The organism is Micromonospora parva (assembly GCF_000718515.1).
Taxonomy (GTDB): domain Bacteria; phylum Actinomycetota; class Actinomycetes; order Mycobacteriales; family Micromonosporaceae; genus Micromonospora; species Micromonospora parva.
Genome location: NZ_JNZS01000002.1, coordinates 261,916 through 276,198, shown reverse-complemented (window position 1 = coordinate 276,198; position 14,283 = coordinate 261,916). Strand labels below are relative to the sequence as shown.

Below are 14,283 nucleotides of genomic sequence, written 5' to 3'. Positions count from 1 at the left end.
CCGCCGGGTGACCAATCCCACGATGATCCACTCGGCTGACGGCGGTCCGGCGTTGTCCGCCGGGTCTGCGATGCTGACCCGATGACCGGCACCTGGCGACACCTGCCCGCTACCGCCCGCGCCATCGCGGTCACCGCCACGACGGCCGTCGCCGCCGCCCAGGCACGCGACGGTCAGGCGTACGACGAGGCAGTCGGCGGTCTCGCCGCGGACGAGCGGTCCGGGCTGGTGCTCGGCGCGGTGGTCCGACTGCTGCTGGAGGAGAGCCATCCGGACGGGTTGACCGGCGACGACATCCGCCAGGTGTTGACCCGCTGCGTGCAGCAGTCGACGCGGTGGCGTTCCGATGTCGACCCGCACGTGGTGCTCGTCCTGCTGGCCGGCGCGCTCGGGGTGTACGACCCCGACGGCGACGAGGCGCCGCCTGACGCGTCGGCGCTGGCCCGGCATGCCCCGCTGCTGGTGGCCGACCTGTTGGCGACGACCAGCGTGCCGTTGGGCGACTACCTGGCCGCCGCGTTCGCGGAGATCGAACGCACCGAACGACAGGACTGACAGGCGCGAACGCCGCTGAGAAGGCGCCGAACTCGCTGCGTACGAGGAAACGGCCCGGTCGAAGCGACCGGGCCGTTCCTCGTGCTCACTGGTGGTTGCAGGCAAAGCCCGCCCGGGCCCGGGAAGCGGGCCCGTCGCCACCGTCGCTCAGGCCCGACCCACCTGGACCTTCGGTGACGCCGCCGACGTGGCTGCGGGCCGCTGCGGTACGACCACCAGACCGTAGTTGTAGTTGGCCATCAGCAGGTCCTTCAGGCCGTCGTTGTTGATGTCGGCCACCGCGAGGCCACGCGGGGTGAAGGAACTGGCGGGCGGCAACTGGGAGACCCGGAACTCGTTGCCCAGCCAGCCGTCCGGCCGCTGCAACAGGACACTCGCCGCGCTCCAACCGCCGTGGGTGATGGCGACGTCGTCCCGACCGTCGTTGTTGACGTCCGCGATCGCGATGGCGTCCGGCATCTCGTACACCGGGTAGCGGATCCACCGTCCGAGCACACCGGCGCTGTCGTGCGTGAGCACCTGCACCTGGGCGTTCGGCGCGTTGCCGGACACGGTGACGACGACGTCCTTCCTGCCGTCGCCGGTCACGTCGCCGACCGCCATGGAAGCCACCGTCTGCTGATGCCCGGCGGGCGCCTGATATCCCACGGGGGCCGCGAACGACCGGGGCTGCACCTGGGCGCTGATCTGGATCAGCTGCCCGAGCTGCACCACCAGGTCCGCCCGGCCGTCCCCGGTCATGTCGACCACGTCCAGGACGAAGCCGCGGTGCGCAGAGACGAGAGCGGCGGGCGCGAAGCTGCCGTTGTCGTCGCCGTACCGCACCAGGACGCCGTTGTCGCTCACCGCGACGATGTCCGTCCGGCCGTCACCATCGAGGTCGCGGAGCCTGAGGTCGATGAGGTCGTCGCCGAACGACAGGTGCTCCGCCGCCGAGAGCCCCGATCCGGTACGGCGGAACACGTCGACACCGTCGCCGGTGGCGACGACCAGCTCGTTCGCGCCGTCACCGTCCAGGTCGCCGATCACCGGATACATACTGCCGCCGCTGGAGGTGGACATCGCCACCTGCTGCTTCATCACGAGCTGGTTGTCCGCCTCCTGCACGAACAGGAAAGCGGAATGGTCGTTGGCGTCGTCGAAGTACTCGGTCGTCGTGATCACCACGTCGGAGAGGCCATCGCCGGTCAGGTCGCCGGCGGCGACCGCCTCCTCCCAGGAACCGAGCTTCAGCCATGAGGGGCCGTTGAAGGCCACCGCGCCGTAGGGCTGGGTGACCACTGGCACCGCGTCGCCGGACACGCTCGCCCCGGCCGCCGGCCAGTCGTAGCCCTGGAACTGGGCGTAGACCGAGGTCGGAGTCCAGCCGGCGCCGTTGACCATGGCGATCGCCGTGCCGTCGGTGCCGTTGACAGTGGCGAACGCGACAGCTCCGGCGGCGGACATGAACGCGACCTCACCGCCAGGGATCCGACCGTCGGCGTACCGCACGTTCGCGATGAGCAGGATCCGCTGTCCCTGCTCCACCGAGCCCGGCGACACAGTGACAGTCGTCGTGGTGGCAGGTCCGGTGTAGACCCGCACGGCGTCGGACGTGGCAGTGGCGCCGCCCGTGGCGACCGCCCGGATCCAGTAGACGTAGCGGGTGGCGACAGTGAGGCCGGTGTCCACGTACTCGGTTGACGTCGTGGTGCCGACCACCGTCTCCACCGGGGCATCGTTACTCAGGCGGACGATCTCGTACCGCGCGGTGCCGGCCACGGCCTTCCACCGCAGGGTCATGCTGGTCTCCGCCGCGGTCGCCCGTACGTTAACGGGCTTCGCCAGCGAGGTCTGCACCGACACCTCGGACGAGTCACCCGACGCCCGCTTGCCGGATCGGGACCGCACCACGTAGTAGTACGTGGTCTCGGCGGCGACGGTTCCGTCCAGGTACGACGTCCCGGTGACGGTACCCACCGTCGTGTACGGGCCACCCGAGACGGTCCCACGCCGTACCTCGTAGCTGCTGGCGCCCGCCACCGCCGGCCAGCTCACCTCGACCTGGGTCTCGGACACCAGTTTCGCGCTGACCGGAGCGGGTGGCGGCAGGGCCGCCGCGAACGCCGGTGTACCGGACGCAACCAACACCAGCAGGGCCGTCAGTAAGGCCAGCACGCCACGATTCAGCAACCGCAGTTGCGACAACATACGCATCTCCAGATCCCCCGAGGGCTTGTACGGGCAGCCGCTCGTACAGCGCTGGCACATTCGGGATCGTCACGCGGGGACGGGACGGCGGACAGCTCAACGAACGTGGCCCGGACCGGGGGAAAGCCGGGAGGGACATCGTTCGTTTGGTTGAACTGATCCGGATTCCGGCTTGTGGGACAACGAGGTTGCTGGTCATTCGCTAGCTTCGTAGGTCTTGCTCACCCCCCCTGTACGGTCATCGCCCTTCAGGCACCCCGAAGGAACAGTTCATGCAACGAAGTACAGCGGTGGCACGGTTCGGTCTGGCCTCCCTTATGGCCATGTGCGTTCCGCTAGCTGTCGCAGCCCCGGCCAGAGCCGACGTCGAGTACCGGACGTTCATGTCGGCACCCCAGATTGCCGACATCACCTTGGCTCCGGGGCAATCCGCAGAGCTTCCGATGCCCCTCAGCGTCCTCGGCAACTACGACGCCGAGGGGGCCTTCGTGACCATCCAGACCTATGGCAAATCGCCGTTGACGCTGACGGGCCCGACGGGCGCGACGTGCACCGGAGACGTCGAGCTGCTCTGCTACCTCCCCGAGGTGATCACCCCCGGGCAGACGTCCGAGACGTGGGGGGCCAGCAACCCATTCCGGGTCACGGCACCGCCGACGGCCAAGGCGGGGACCTACCCGGTCGGCCTTTACTACATGCCCGCGAACACGTCCTACCGCAATGTGGGCCGCAACAGGGATGGCAGCTGGAAGATCACCCCGACCGTGCCCATCACCCAGTGGGTCTGGTCCGGTGACCACCCGTATGAGGACCAGTCGCTCGACGTCACCGTGACGGCTGGAGCGACACCGACTCCGAGCCCGTCGGCCGCCCAACCCACGACTACGCCCACGCCCACGCGACAGTCCCCGGATGGTGATGGCACGGTCCAGCCAACCGGCACCTCTTCCCCCGGCGGCGGTGCCGGTGGGGGCAGCGAATCCGGTGGGGGGCTTCCGGTGACCGGCACCCCGGTGACCGCTCTGACTGTTGGTGGCCTGCTGCTGCTCGTCGTTGGCGCCACTGTCGTGGGGCTTGCCCGATGCCGACGCACCAGGATCGTGGTCGAGTGACCAGGCTCCCGTACCCGGCGCAGACCTGCCTCACGTGAAGCGGAAGACGGACTGACGGCGTACCCGGAGGTGGCCCGGTCGTTCGGACCGGGCCACTTCCTCGCGGTCATTCCTGGTTCCAGGCATCCGTCTCCGGTGTCCCCTGCGCACCCTCGTCAGACACCTGCGCGCTGGCGAGTGTCCTGCCGGAGCCGTCGAGCGCCGTCACCACGAGACCCGCGGTGGGTCGGGGCACTGTCAACGCCGCCCCGGAGCCGCTGGCCGGGGCCCTCGCCACCTCTTGCCCGTCCCGTAGGACGCGCACAGTGGTGGCCGCAACCGGGGTCACCACCAGCAGGAACTGCTGGTCCCCGCCACCGGCCGCGTCGCCGTCGATCGGCACGGCCAGCACGCTTGCGGGATCGGTCGGATCCGTCGGCACGGTGAACGAGGTGCCGGTGCTGATGACGCTGTCGGACCGTGGTTGATCGGGCTCGATCGTCACCTCGCCGACCCAGCTGCCGTCGACTGCGGGAGCAGCCAGGACGGTCACCTGGCCGTTCGTCACCGACGGCTCGCCGGCGGTTGGTGATCCGCCGGTCGGGATGCCGGCAACGTGCCCGCCCCACACCACGCTCGGCAGGGCGGTCAGGCGGTAGCCCGCCGACTGGGCCGACTGGTACACCAGCTCTCGGGCCCGCTGCGCCGTGACATCTCCCCGTACCCGGGACATCGCGGTCGCGAGCTGGGCGTCGGTGATCGGCTTGGCCGCCAGTGAGCCCGGCCCGGGAGTTATCTTGCGCGTCACCGCGCCGCAGTTGACCCGCCACCACTCGGGTCGCTGGGTCTGCGGCGTGCGGATCAGGTAGGAACCGGTCGGCTCCGAGGCCCACTGGAACGCGTTGCCGTTGAGCACCGGTGAGGTGAGGAAGGCGCAGCCGGCGGGTGCGATCGCCACGTGTATCGCCTTTCCCGGACCGGACGGGTCGTCCACGGCAAGGCTCTCGTAGGGTTCCAGAGCGTCGCTCGTACCCCGAACAGAGCCGGTGCTGGCCAGCTTCTCGGCGCTGGCGCCCTTCTCGGCGACGAGCCACACTGCGGCGCTGGGCCAGCCGGTGACCGGATCGGGCTGGGCACGGACGAAGGCGGCGAGCGCGATCCGTTGGTCGTTGACGTCGTCGATGAAGAGGACCTTCACCGCGTTGACCGGCACCGTCAGGTTGGGAAAGTCTCCTCGGCGCTGGGCGTCCAACAAAAGGTCGGAAAGCTGGCGGACATAGCTGGTGTCCCGGGCGACCGCACCGCGTGGCGGCGACTGAAGCAGTTTGTCCGACCAGGCCAGTACGGGTGCGATGGACTCGTTCGAGTTCGCTGGTGGTGGCTGCGTGGTCCGGGCCGGGCCGGCCACGGCGAAGGCTGTGCCACCCACCGAGACCACGAGGGCCAGGGCCAGCCCGCCGAGGCGTCGCTGCCGCCTCCGTCGATAACGCGCCAGGACTCGACCGTACGGATCCGGCTGCGGGGTCAGCGTGCTGCTCAGCTCGGCCAGGGCCCGGCCCAGCTCCTCGTCGACAGTCATGGCGTTGCCCCCGTCATCCTCGTTGTGCCGTCCGGTGCCGGCTGAGCTGCCGTTGATGCCGGTGTCGACGGCGGCGCGTCCGCTGCCAGTGCCAGCCGCAGGCGAGCCAGGCCCCTCGACGCACGGCTCTTGACTGACCCGACCGAGCAGCCCAGGGTGGCGGCGACCTCCGCCTCCGGCAGATCGACCACGTACCGCAGCACGATCACGGCCCGGGTGCGCGGCGTCAGTGCCCGCATCGCCGCGTACAGGGCGTGCCGCTCCGCCACCGCATCCGTCATGTCCCGGGTGGACCGCTCCGGCAGAATCGCCGTCACCAACTCGTGCACCCGGTAGCGGCGCCAACTACTGATGTGCTGATTGATCATGACGCGCCGCAGGTAGGCCATCGGATCTTCGACCCGCCGCCACCGACGCATCACCTTCACCAGCGCCGCCTGCACCAGATCCTCCGCATCCTGTGCCGACCCGGTGAGGTGGTACGCCACGCGCAAGAGATCCATGTAGCGCGTGTCGACGAACTCTCGGAAATGCTCGTCGTCAGCTGCCATAAGCCCCCGCCTCGATTGGTTACCTGTCACGACCCCGCCGAGGGTCAAAAGGTTGAAGGCGGCAGCGGGCGCGTTCAACGTGCCCCGGATGGCCGCAGCTGGGCAGCATCGCCACAGCGCTGGGCCGTGCATGGTCAACAAACGCCAGAGGGCACATCCGTGATCGGATGTGCCCTCTTACCTCTGGTCGGGGTGGCCGGATTCGAACCGACGACCTCTTCGTCCCGAACGAAGCGCGCTACCAAGCTGCGCCACACCCCGAGGCGTGCCGACAAATAGTAGCCCACCCGCCCCGATGGTCAAACTCGGTACCCCCGCCGACCGGACCCGTCAGCGCGATCGCCGGCCGGGCTGGTTCGTTGATCGACTCGGGTTCCAGGAAGCCGGGCTGTCGACGTGACCAGGACACCCCAACTTTCAGGAACCCGAGTCGATCAACGACAGCTGCCTGGTCTCGCCGCGACGGGTGGCGCGAGAGGGGTCAGCGGGGGATGAGGGTGAGGATGCTGGCCTCCGGGGGGCAGGCGAAGCGGACCGGGGCGGTCGGGTGGGTGCCGAGACCGGCGGAGACGTGCAGCCAGGAGTCCGAGCCGGGCCACCGGTGCAGCCCTTGCGCCATCGAGCGCGGCAGGCCGCAGTTGGTCACCAGGGCCCCGAAGCCCGGTACGCACACCTGACCACCGTGGGTGTGCCCGGCCAGCAGGAGGCCGAATCCGTCCGCCGCCATCTGGTCGAGCACCCGTGGCTCGGGGGAGTGCGTCACGGCGATGGACAGGTCGGCGGAGGACGCCACCCGGCCCGACACGGACGGGTAGTCGTCCCGGTCGATGTGGGGGTCGTCGACGCCGACGAGGTCCAGCTCCCGGCCGCCGGCCTTGAGGCTCGTCCGCGCGTTGTTCAGGTCCGCCCAGCCGGCGCCGGTGAAGACCTGACGCAGCTCCTCGTAGGGAAGCTCCACGCCCTCGGTGTACTCCCGGTCGGGCAGGAAGTAGGTGAAGGGATTCTTCAACACCGGCCCGGTGTAGTCGTTGGAGCCGAACACGAACGCGCCCGGGTAGTCCAGCAGCGGTTGCAGGGCCCGCAGCACCCCGGGCACCGCGCCCGGGTGCGCCATGTTGTCGCCGGTCACCACCACCAGGTCGGGGTCGAGGGCGGCCAGCGACGCCACCCAGCGCTGCTTGCGCGCCTGGTCGGGCATCATGTGCAGGTCCGACAGGTGCAGCACACGTAGCGGCTCCGCGTCGGTCGGGAGCACCGGCACGTCGTACCGCCGCAGTGTGAACATGTTGCGCTCGATGAGCGACGCGTACGCGAGGGTGGCCGCGCCGATCGTGGCGGTTCCGGCGGCGAGCCGGAATAGTGTGCGCTTTCGCATGGCGTTCAGGGTAGTTTGACCGTCCATGAGCACGCTGAAGGACCGCCTCACCGCCGACATGCGTTCCGCGCTCAAGGCGCGCGACGAGCTGACCACCTCCACGCTGCGGATGGCCCTGGCCGCCGTCGGCACCGCCGAGGTCGCCGGCAAGGCCAAGCGCGAGCTCACCGATGACGAGGTGCTCGCGGTGTTGACCAAGGAAGCCAAGAAGCGTCGGGAGGCGGCCACCGCCTTCGCCGACGCCGGCCGCGCCGAGCAGGCCGCGAAGGAGAGCGCCGAGGGCGAGGTGTTGGACCGCTACCTGCCCAAGCAGCTCTCGGACGCCGAGTTGACCGAGCTGGTGTCGGGGGCGCTCGCCGCGGGCGGCTTCACCGGCAAGGCCCAGATGGGCCCGGCGATGAAGGCGGCCCAGGCCGCTGTGGCGGGCCAGGCCGAGGGTGGCCGGGTGGCCGCCGAGGTACGCCGACAGCTCGGTCTCTGACTCACCGGGTCGGTGGCGCGGCACGACTGTGGTCGTGGCCGCCAGCTGGTCCGGGCAGACGAAACGGGCGGGCACCCGAGGAGGGTGCCCGCCCGTCGTGTCCTACCCGTCGGCTCAGCCGTTGGGGCGGCCGTTGCCGGGTCTACCTGGCTGGTTGCCGGGCGGGTTGCCCGGAGTGCCGTCGGTGTTGCCCGGCGTGCCGCCGCCGCTGCTGACCTGGATGGTGACCACACCACCCTTGATCGTGCGTCCGTCCGGGCTGGTGCCGGCCGCGTCGCCCGCCTTGCAGGAGGACGGCACCTTGGCGCTGGAGACGACCGGCTCGAAGCCGGCGCCCTTGAGCCGGGACTTCGCCTGCTCCACCGACACGCACTTCACGTCGGGGATGCTGCGCTGGTCACCCTCGGAGATCTTCTGGCCGGGTGGTGTGAACTGGACCCGGTCCTTGCCCTTCATGGCATCGCGCAGGGTCTCGTACACCGGTGGGTTGATGCCGTCCTTCTCGGCGTGCTTCATCTTGACGTTCGTCTGCGGCCAGTCCGGGTCGGCCATGATGCCGGCCACCGAGTACTGCTTGGTCATGGCGACCAGGGCGGCCGTCTTCTCCGAGTCGGTGGTGCCGGACTTGCCGGCCACCGGCGCGTCGACGATGCCCTTCACCACGCGGGCCGTACGGCTGCCACCGCACTTGCTGGTGCTGGAATTGTCACCGACCGGGCAGCGGGCGGCGTCCACGGCGGCCCGTGCCACCTCGGTGCTGAACCGCTTCTCGCAGCGAGGGTTGGCGATGTCCAGCTTGTTGCCCTCCGGGTCGCGGATTTCCTGCACCGGGATCGGCTCGCAGTACTTCCCGTCCGCCGCGAGGGTGGCGTACGCGTTGGCCAGGTCGAGCGGCGTGGTGGAGGAGACACCGAGGGTGAACGCGCCCCACTGGTGGGCGGCATCCTTGGTCGCGGCGAACTTGGCGTCGTTGCTCGCCCGGAACTGGATGCCGGCCCGCCGGGCGGCGTCGACCACGTTCTCCGCGCCGACCTGCTGTTGCAGCGGGACGAAGTACGTGTTGATCGACGCGCTGAAGGCGCTCCACATGTTCTGCACGCCGCCGGCCTTCAGGCCGGAGTTGGTCGGGCAGTAGAAGTGGGTGCCCTTGCAGGCGGCCGGGCTGCTGCTGTCGATGATGTATTCCGACTTGAACTGCTGGGGCGCGTTGATCGTGTAGCTGAGCGGAATGCCCTTCTCCAGCGCGGCCAGGATGCTGAAGATCTTGAAGGTCGAGCCGGCCTGGTAACCGGTGATGCCGTTGCCGCCGGTGAGCAGCGGGTTCACTGTCGCCGGGTAGTTGCCCCGGATGCCCTTCCTGCTTTTGGCCGGGTCGCTGGAGAGCTTGTTCTTCGGGTTCTTCGGGTCGTCGAGCTTGAACTGCCGGTTGACCGCGAGGGCCCGCACCCGGCCGCTGCCCGGCTCGACCACCGCGACCATTGCCGCTTCCTTGCTGTTCACGCTCTTGGCCTTACGGACGGCCTTGTCCGCACCGCGCTGCGCCTGGACGTCGAGCGAGGTCACGACGGTGTAGCCGCCGCTCTTGAGCCGACGCTCCCGGTCGTACGTGGTCGAGCCGAACGTCTCCTGATCCATCCACCAGCGGTAGAAGTAGTCGCAGAAGAAGCCCCACTCGTTGACGTTGGCGGCGACGCAGCCGTTCGGGGTGCGCTTGTCCTTCACGACCAGCTTGGTCGCCTTGGCGGCGTCCGCCTCCTGCTGGGTGATGGCCTTGATGTCGACCATGTTCTGGATGACGTAGTTACGCCGCTCCAGTGCGAGCGGGTAGCCGGCCTCGGTGGTCGGGTCGTTCGTCGTCGGCGCCTTGACCATGCCGGCCAGCAGGGCCGCTTCCTCGATCTTCAGCTTGCTCGGCGGCTTGCCGAAGTAGACCTGGCTGGCGGCGTAGATGCCGTACGCGCCGTTGCCGAACGAGGCGAGGTTGAGGTAGCGGGTGAGGATCTCGTCCTTGGAGAATTCCTTGTCGACCTGGAGAGCCAGCCGCATCTCGCGGAGCTTGCGGGCGCTGGTGTCCTCGGTCGCCGCGACGACGTCCGCCGGGTGGGTGGCCGAGTAGGCGATGGCCAGCCGGACGTACTGCATGGTCAGCGTCGATGCGCCCTGCCGACCGGCGCCCTCGCTCTGGTTGTTCACGAACGCGCGGGCGACACCGTTGATGTCGACGCCGTTGTGCTTGTAGAAGTCGTGGTCCTCGGCCGCGATGATGGCCTTCTGCATTGCCGGCGAGATGTCTGGGAGCTTCACGTCCCGCCGGTTCTCGTCGTACATCGTCGCGAGCGGGGTCTTGCCGTCCGAGGCCATCAGGTAGCTGATCTGTGGCGCGCGGGCCACCGTCAGCTCCGTGGGCAGGGCACCGAATGTCTCGGCGCCGGCCTTCGCGGCCAGGCCGGACATCGCTACCGCGGGGAAGGCCGCCGCGGCGACCACCACGCCGGCCAGCAGGCCACACACGAGTAGCGATGCGGCGTTGGTCAGCACATTGTGGTCACGTTTCCGCATCCAGGTCACCTCGACAGGGTACGCGAGTAGGGAACGAGGGGCGCTGGGGCGTTCTTTCCCCATTTCCTGCGCGCGCTGCCCTCGTTGTGCTAAACGCACGACCCCCGGTGCTTGGTTGCGTGTGACCTGGCGTGAGTCTCCTCCGATTCAGTGAGGCGGCGCAGCGTTATCGCTGACCTCGGCGGGGTAACCGGCGGTCGAAGGCCCGGGAAGCCGGGAGTGTCCGGAATGATGGATTTCGTCGACAACGTTGCGTAATCGGTCGACTACAGAGCATGATGGGGGCGGCGACAGCGCCACATGTCGTCCGCGCCGCCTTGGGGAAGGCGGGCCGGGCGATCGGGGGGAATTGCCGGCTGACGTGCATCGACGAGGTCGGTAGGTACTGCAAGGGGGGACGTGTACACATGGGCATGATCACTGACTGGCCGTCACTGGCGGCATGTCAGAACGGGGACCCGGACGCGTTGTTCGTACAGGGCGCCGAACAGAACGTGGCGAAGCGGATCTGCCGGAGCTGCCCAGTTCGGTACGAGTGCCTGGCCGACGCGCTGGACAACCGGATCGAGTTCGGTGTGTGGGGCGGCATGACCGAACGCGAACGGCGGGCGCTGCTGCGTCGTCACCCGCAGGTGACGAGCTGGCGCAAGATGTTCGAGGCCGCGATGAAGAAGAACAGCAAGGACAAGGCCGGCAAGGACAAGATTCTCGTCAGCGCGGCCAACTGACGCCGGTCACGGCCGGCTGATCGCCGCGCCGATCGTCCGTAGCCCGTCGACGTCGTGCACGTCGGCGGGCTGCGCCGTAACCGAAACCGCCGGCACGGCCGGGAACGCCTCGGTGAAGCGTGCGGCGACCTGCTGCTCGCGTACCGCCTGGCGCGCCAGCGCCGCGTGCGCCCGCAGCACGTCGGCGGTGGCCTCGTGCCCACCCAGCTCGGTCAGCCGCTCGGCGGCGACCCGGCTCTGCTCGGCGTCCAGCTCCGGGACCGCCGGGCGGTGCACCCGGTTGAGCACCAGGCCGGCCAGTGGCATCTGCTCCTCGCGCAGCCGGCCCGCGAAGTAGGCGGCTTCCCGGACCGCGTCCGGCTCCGGCGTCGCGACCAGGAGAAAGGCCGTCTCCCGCGCCTGCAGGATGCGGTACGTCTGCTCGGCGCGCTGCCGGAAACCGCCGAACATCGAATCCAGCGCCGCCACGAAGCCGGACAGGTCGGTGAGCAGCTGCGCGCCGAGCACCTTCTGCACCACCTTCGAGAACATCCCGAACGAGGCGGTGACCAGGCTGAACATGCTCCGGCCGCCGCTTCGCGCCGGGGCCAGCAGCAGTCGCAGCATCCGGCCGTCGAGGAAACGGGAGAGTCGGGCCGGCGCGTCCAGGAAGTCAAGTGCCGAACGGGACGGTGGCGTGTCCACCACGATCAGGTCCCATTCGCCCCGGGCGTGCAGCTGACCCAGCTTCTCCATCGCCATGTATTCCTGAGTGCCGGCGAAGGTCGAGCTCATCGCCTGGTAGAACGGGTTCGCGAAGATCTCCGCGGCCTTCGCCGGGTCGGTGTGCTGCAACACCACGTCGTCGAAGGTGCGCTTCATGTCCAGCATCATGGCGTGCAACTCGCCGCCGCTGCCCTCGACGTCGATCCCCTTGACCTGGCGAGGGGTGTTGTCCAGCTCGGTCAGGCCCAGCGACTGGGCCAGCCGGCGGGCCGGGTCGATGGTGAGCACCACGGTGCGTCGGCCGTGGTGCTCGGCGGCCCGCAGCGCCAGCGCCGCGGCCGTGGTCGTCTTTCCCACTCCGCCGGCACCGCAGCACACGACGATCCGCACGCCCGGATCGGCGAGGATCTGGTCGACGTCCAGCTGCGGCGCCGCGTCTTCGGAAGGCACCAATCGAGCGTATCGGGCCGGTGGGCCCGCGCGCCCGTGCTGCGCTCAGGTGTGAGTCATTCGGCGCGGACGAGCGCCTGGGCCAGCGTCGCCAGCCCCGCCCGGTCCACCCCGTCGGGCAGCAACGGCAGCTCGATCATCGGCAGCCCCAACTCCACCAGGTCGGCGCGGAGCGAATCCTCCAGTTCGCGCCGGATGACCTGGTCACGTGCCTCGTCGTGCAGCCCGGCCACGATGTCCCGATCGGCCGGGAGCCCGGCGGCGACCAGTCCGCGCCGCAACTCCGCAGCGGTGACCGCCTGCCCGGCGGGCAGCGGGGGTCGGACGCCGTTGACGAGCACCTTCCCGACGCCGAAGCCGAGCGCGGTCAGGTCGGCGATCGCGTCGACGGTCTCCTGGATCGGCATCTCCTCCAGCAGCGTGACCACGTGCACAGCGGTCATCGGGGACCGCAGCAACGCGGCCACCCCCTCGCTCTGGGTCTTGATCGGGCCCACCTTGGCCAGCCGGGCGGTCTCCGCCGTCACGTTGAGGAACCGGCCGATCCGCCCGGTCGGCGGGGCGTCCAGCACCACGGCGTCGTACGTGCGCCGCTGCCCGTTGGTGCGGGTGGTGGCCTCCTTCACCTTGCCGGTGAGCAGGACGTCGCGCAGGCCGGGCGCGATGGTGGTGGCGAAGTCGATGGCACCGAGCTTGCGCAGTGCCCGGCCGGCCGCGCCCAGCTTGTAGAACATGTCCAGGTACTCGAGCAGCGCCTCCTCGGCGTCCACCGCGAGCGCCCGCACCTCACCGCCGTCCGGCGCGTCGGCGAGGTGCCGCTCCTCGTAGGGCAGCGGGTCGATGCCGAACAGCTGCGCGATGCCCTGCCGCCCCTCGACCTCGACCAGCAGGGTGCGCCGACCCCCGGCGGCGAGCGCGAGGGCCAGCGCCGCCGCCACGCTGGTCTTACCGGTGCCGCCCTTGCCGGTCACCACGTGGAGACGGGCAGGCCATCCGGCACCGGCCGGGTCGATCGGGCGCTCAGCTGCACACACCCGTCGAGCCTATCCAGGCATCGGGGTCACGCGACCTCGCAGACCCACCAACCCGTCTTCTGCACCACAGTGAAGCGCAGTTCCTGGTCGGCCACCTTCTCGTCGGCGGTGGTCATGGTGAGCCGGGTGGAGACGGTGGCCCGTTCCCCGGTCTGGTTGTCCACCTTCGGGGTGGTCCACCGGAAGCGCGGGTTCTGGTACGCGGAGGCGTACTTGTCCACCTCGGCGACCTTCGCGGCGATCTTGTCGTCGTCGCGGGCCGCGGCGCAGACGCGACTGGCGGCCTTTGTCGCGTCGCGGTCCTTGTAGATCGCGGTGAGGAACTCGTCGACGGCGACCGCCGGCTCCTTGGCGCCCTCGCCGGTCTCGGCATTGCGCAGGGTCAGGAAGGCCACCACGCCGCCGCCCACGCACAGCACCATGATCACAACGAGTGCGATGGCCGCGATCAGCAGGCCGCGCTTCTTCTTCGGCTCGGCCGTGCCCGGGTAGGGCGGGTAGGCCGGCGGGGCCGGGGGGATCGGCGAGGGGTTCGGGGTGCCCGACGTCGGCGCGGCGGCCGAGGCCGGGGCGGCGGGCAGCGCCGCCCGGGCGGGGGGCGCGGGGAGACTGGGCTGCCCCGGCGGCGGGGTGGGGGTGGACTGGCTGGGGACACCCGGCGCGCCGGGCTGATCCGGGTGCGCCGGCGGGTGGACGGGTGGGCCGGCCTGGTCGCCGCTGGGCGGGTGGGTCATGTCTTTCCCCCAGGGGTGCGGCGCCCGCCGCCACCCCTGGCGCCGAGCGTGATCGAGCGGGCGTCCGGGCGCTGCGCGACCGTCCGACCGGAAGGGTAGCGGTCGATGACCCCCTCGGTGTCGCCCCTGCCTGCCCGGGAGGTCCAGCGATCCGGTGAGCGGTACCCGGGTCGGTTCCGGTGTCGGGCCCCCGACCTGCGGTGTGTCGCATATGTGACTGTTGGTGACCTCTTGTGCGCGTCCTGTTGGCG

Annotated in this window: 12 protein-coding genes and 1 tRNA gene; 4 read left to right on the top strand and 9 right to left on the bottom strand. The window is 69.9% G+C overall.

The genetic code is table 11. The features are described 5' to 3' along the window. Positions 1-81: 81 nt before the first annotated feature. A complete protein-coding gene (locus IF22_RS0102950; protein WP_030328096.1) occupies positions 82-555 on the top strand; it encodes a hypothetical protein in 474 nt (157 codons plus the stop codon). 147 nt (positions 556-702) lie between these two features. On the opposite strand, the gene IF22_RS0102945 is transcribed toward IF22_RS0102950, so the two are convergent. Continuing rightward, positions 703-2,751 (bottom strand): FG-GAP-like repeat-containing protein, encoded by a 2,049-nt coding sequence (locus IF22_RS0102945; protein ID WP_167337264.1) that lies wholly within the window; start codon positions 2,749-2,751, stop codon positions 703-705. Between the two features lie 377 nt (positions 2,752-3,128). Between IF22_RS0102945 and IF22_RS33565 the strand changes: the two genes are divergently transcribed. Next, entirely contained in the window at positions 3,129-3,857 is a 729-nt protein-coding gene (locus IF22_RS33565; protein WP_156057245.1) for a COG1361 family protein, read from the top strand. Positions 3,858-3,963: 106 nt separating this feature from the next. On the opposite strand, the gene IF22_RS0102935 is transcribed toward IF22_RS33565, so the two are convergent. The 4 genes from IF22_RS0102935 to IF22_RS0102920 all read right to left on the bottom strand — a co-directional run bounded on the left by IF22_RS0102935 (position 3,964) and on the right by IF22_RS0102920 (position 7,341). Continuing rightward, complete coding sequence (locus IF22_RS0102935; protein WP_030328089.1) at positions 3,964-5,415, bottom strand: hypothetical protein; 1,452 nt, start codon at positions 5,413-5,415, stop codon at positions 3,964-3,966. Then, positions 5,412-6,044 carry a SigE family RNA polymerase sigma factor gene (locus IF22_RS0102930; RefSeq protein ID WP_245233498.1) on the bottom strand — a complete coding sequence of 211 codons (633 nt, stop codon included), beginning with the start codon at positions 6,042-6,044 and terminating at the stop codon, positions 5,412-5,414. The genes IF22_RS0102935 and IF22_RS0102930 overlap by 4 nt, the downstream gene beginning before the upstream one ends. A gap of 106 nt (positions 6,045-6,150) precedes the next feature. After that, positions 6,151-6,227: transfer RNA gene (locus IF22_RS0102925), tRNA-Pro, on the bottom strand. 220 nt (positions 6,228-6,447) lie between these two features. Beyond that, positions 6,448-7,341 (bottom strand): metallophosphoesterase, encoded by an 894-nt coding sequence (locus IF22_RS0102920; RefSeq protein ID WP_030328084.1) that lies wholly within the window; start codon positions 7,339-7,341, stop codon positions 6,448-6,450. Positions 7,342-7,366: 25 nt separating this feature from the next. Between IF22_RS0102920 and IF22_RS0102915 the strand changes: the two genes are divergently transcribed. After that, on the top strand, positions 7,367-7,822 hold the full coding sequence (locus IF22_RS0102915; RefSeq protein ID WP_030328082.1) for a GatB/YqeY domain-containing protein: 456 nt from the start codon (positions 7,367-7,369) through the stop codon (positions 7,820-7,822). Between the two features lie 114 nt (positions 7,823-7,936). Here the strand turns inward: IF22_RS0102915 and IF22_RS0102910 are convergent, their stop codons facing one another. Further along, positions 7,937-10,381, bottom strand: coding sequence for a penicillin-binding protein (locus tag IF22_RS0102910; RefSeq protein WP_036410680.1), 2,445 nt, complete (start codon positions 10,379-10,381; stop codon positions 7,937-7,939). 407 nt (positions 10,382-10,788) lie between these two features. On the opposite strand from IF22_RS0102910, the gene IF22_RS0102905 reads away from it, so the two are divergent. Continuing rightward, entirely contained in the window at positions 10,789-11,109 is a 321-nt protein-coding gene (locus IF22_RS0102905; protein ID WP_030328078.1) for a WhiB family transcriptional regulator, read from the top strand. 6 nt (positions 11,110-11,115) lie between these two features. Here IF22_RS0102905 and bagB read toward each other — a convergent pair whose 3' ends face one another. Genes bagB through IF22_RS0102890 form a run of 3 tightly spaced genes read right to left on the bottom strand, consistent with a single transcriptional unit; the run spans position 11,116 to position 14,032 of the window. Next, on the bottom strand, positions 11,116-12,267 hold the full coding sequence (gene bagB, locus IF22_RS0102900; RefSeq protein ID WP_030328076.1) for an ArsA family ATPase: 1,152 nt from the start codon (positions 12,265-12,267) through the stop codon (positions 11,116-11,118). 53 nt (positions 12,268-12,320) lie between these two features. Beyond that, complete coding sequence (gene bagA, locus IF22_RS0102895; protein ID WP_030328074.1) at positions 12,321-13,298, bottom strand: ATPase BagA; 978 nt, start codon at positions 13,296-13,298, stop codon at positions 12,321-12,323. Positions 13,299-13,324: 26 nt separating this feature from the next. After that, positions 13,325-14,032 carry an Rv0361 family membrane protein gene (locus IF22_RS0102890; RefSeq protein ID WP_245233497.1) on the bottom strand — a complete coding sequence of 236 codons (708 nt, stop codon included), beginning with the start codon at positions 14,030-14,032 and terminating at the stop codon, positions 13,325-13,327. Positions 14,033-14,283: the final 251 nt, after the last annotated feature.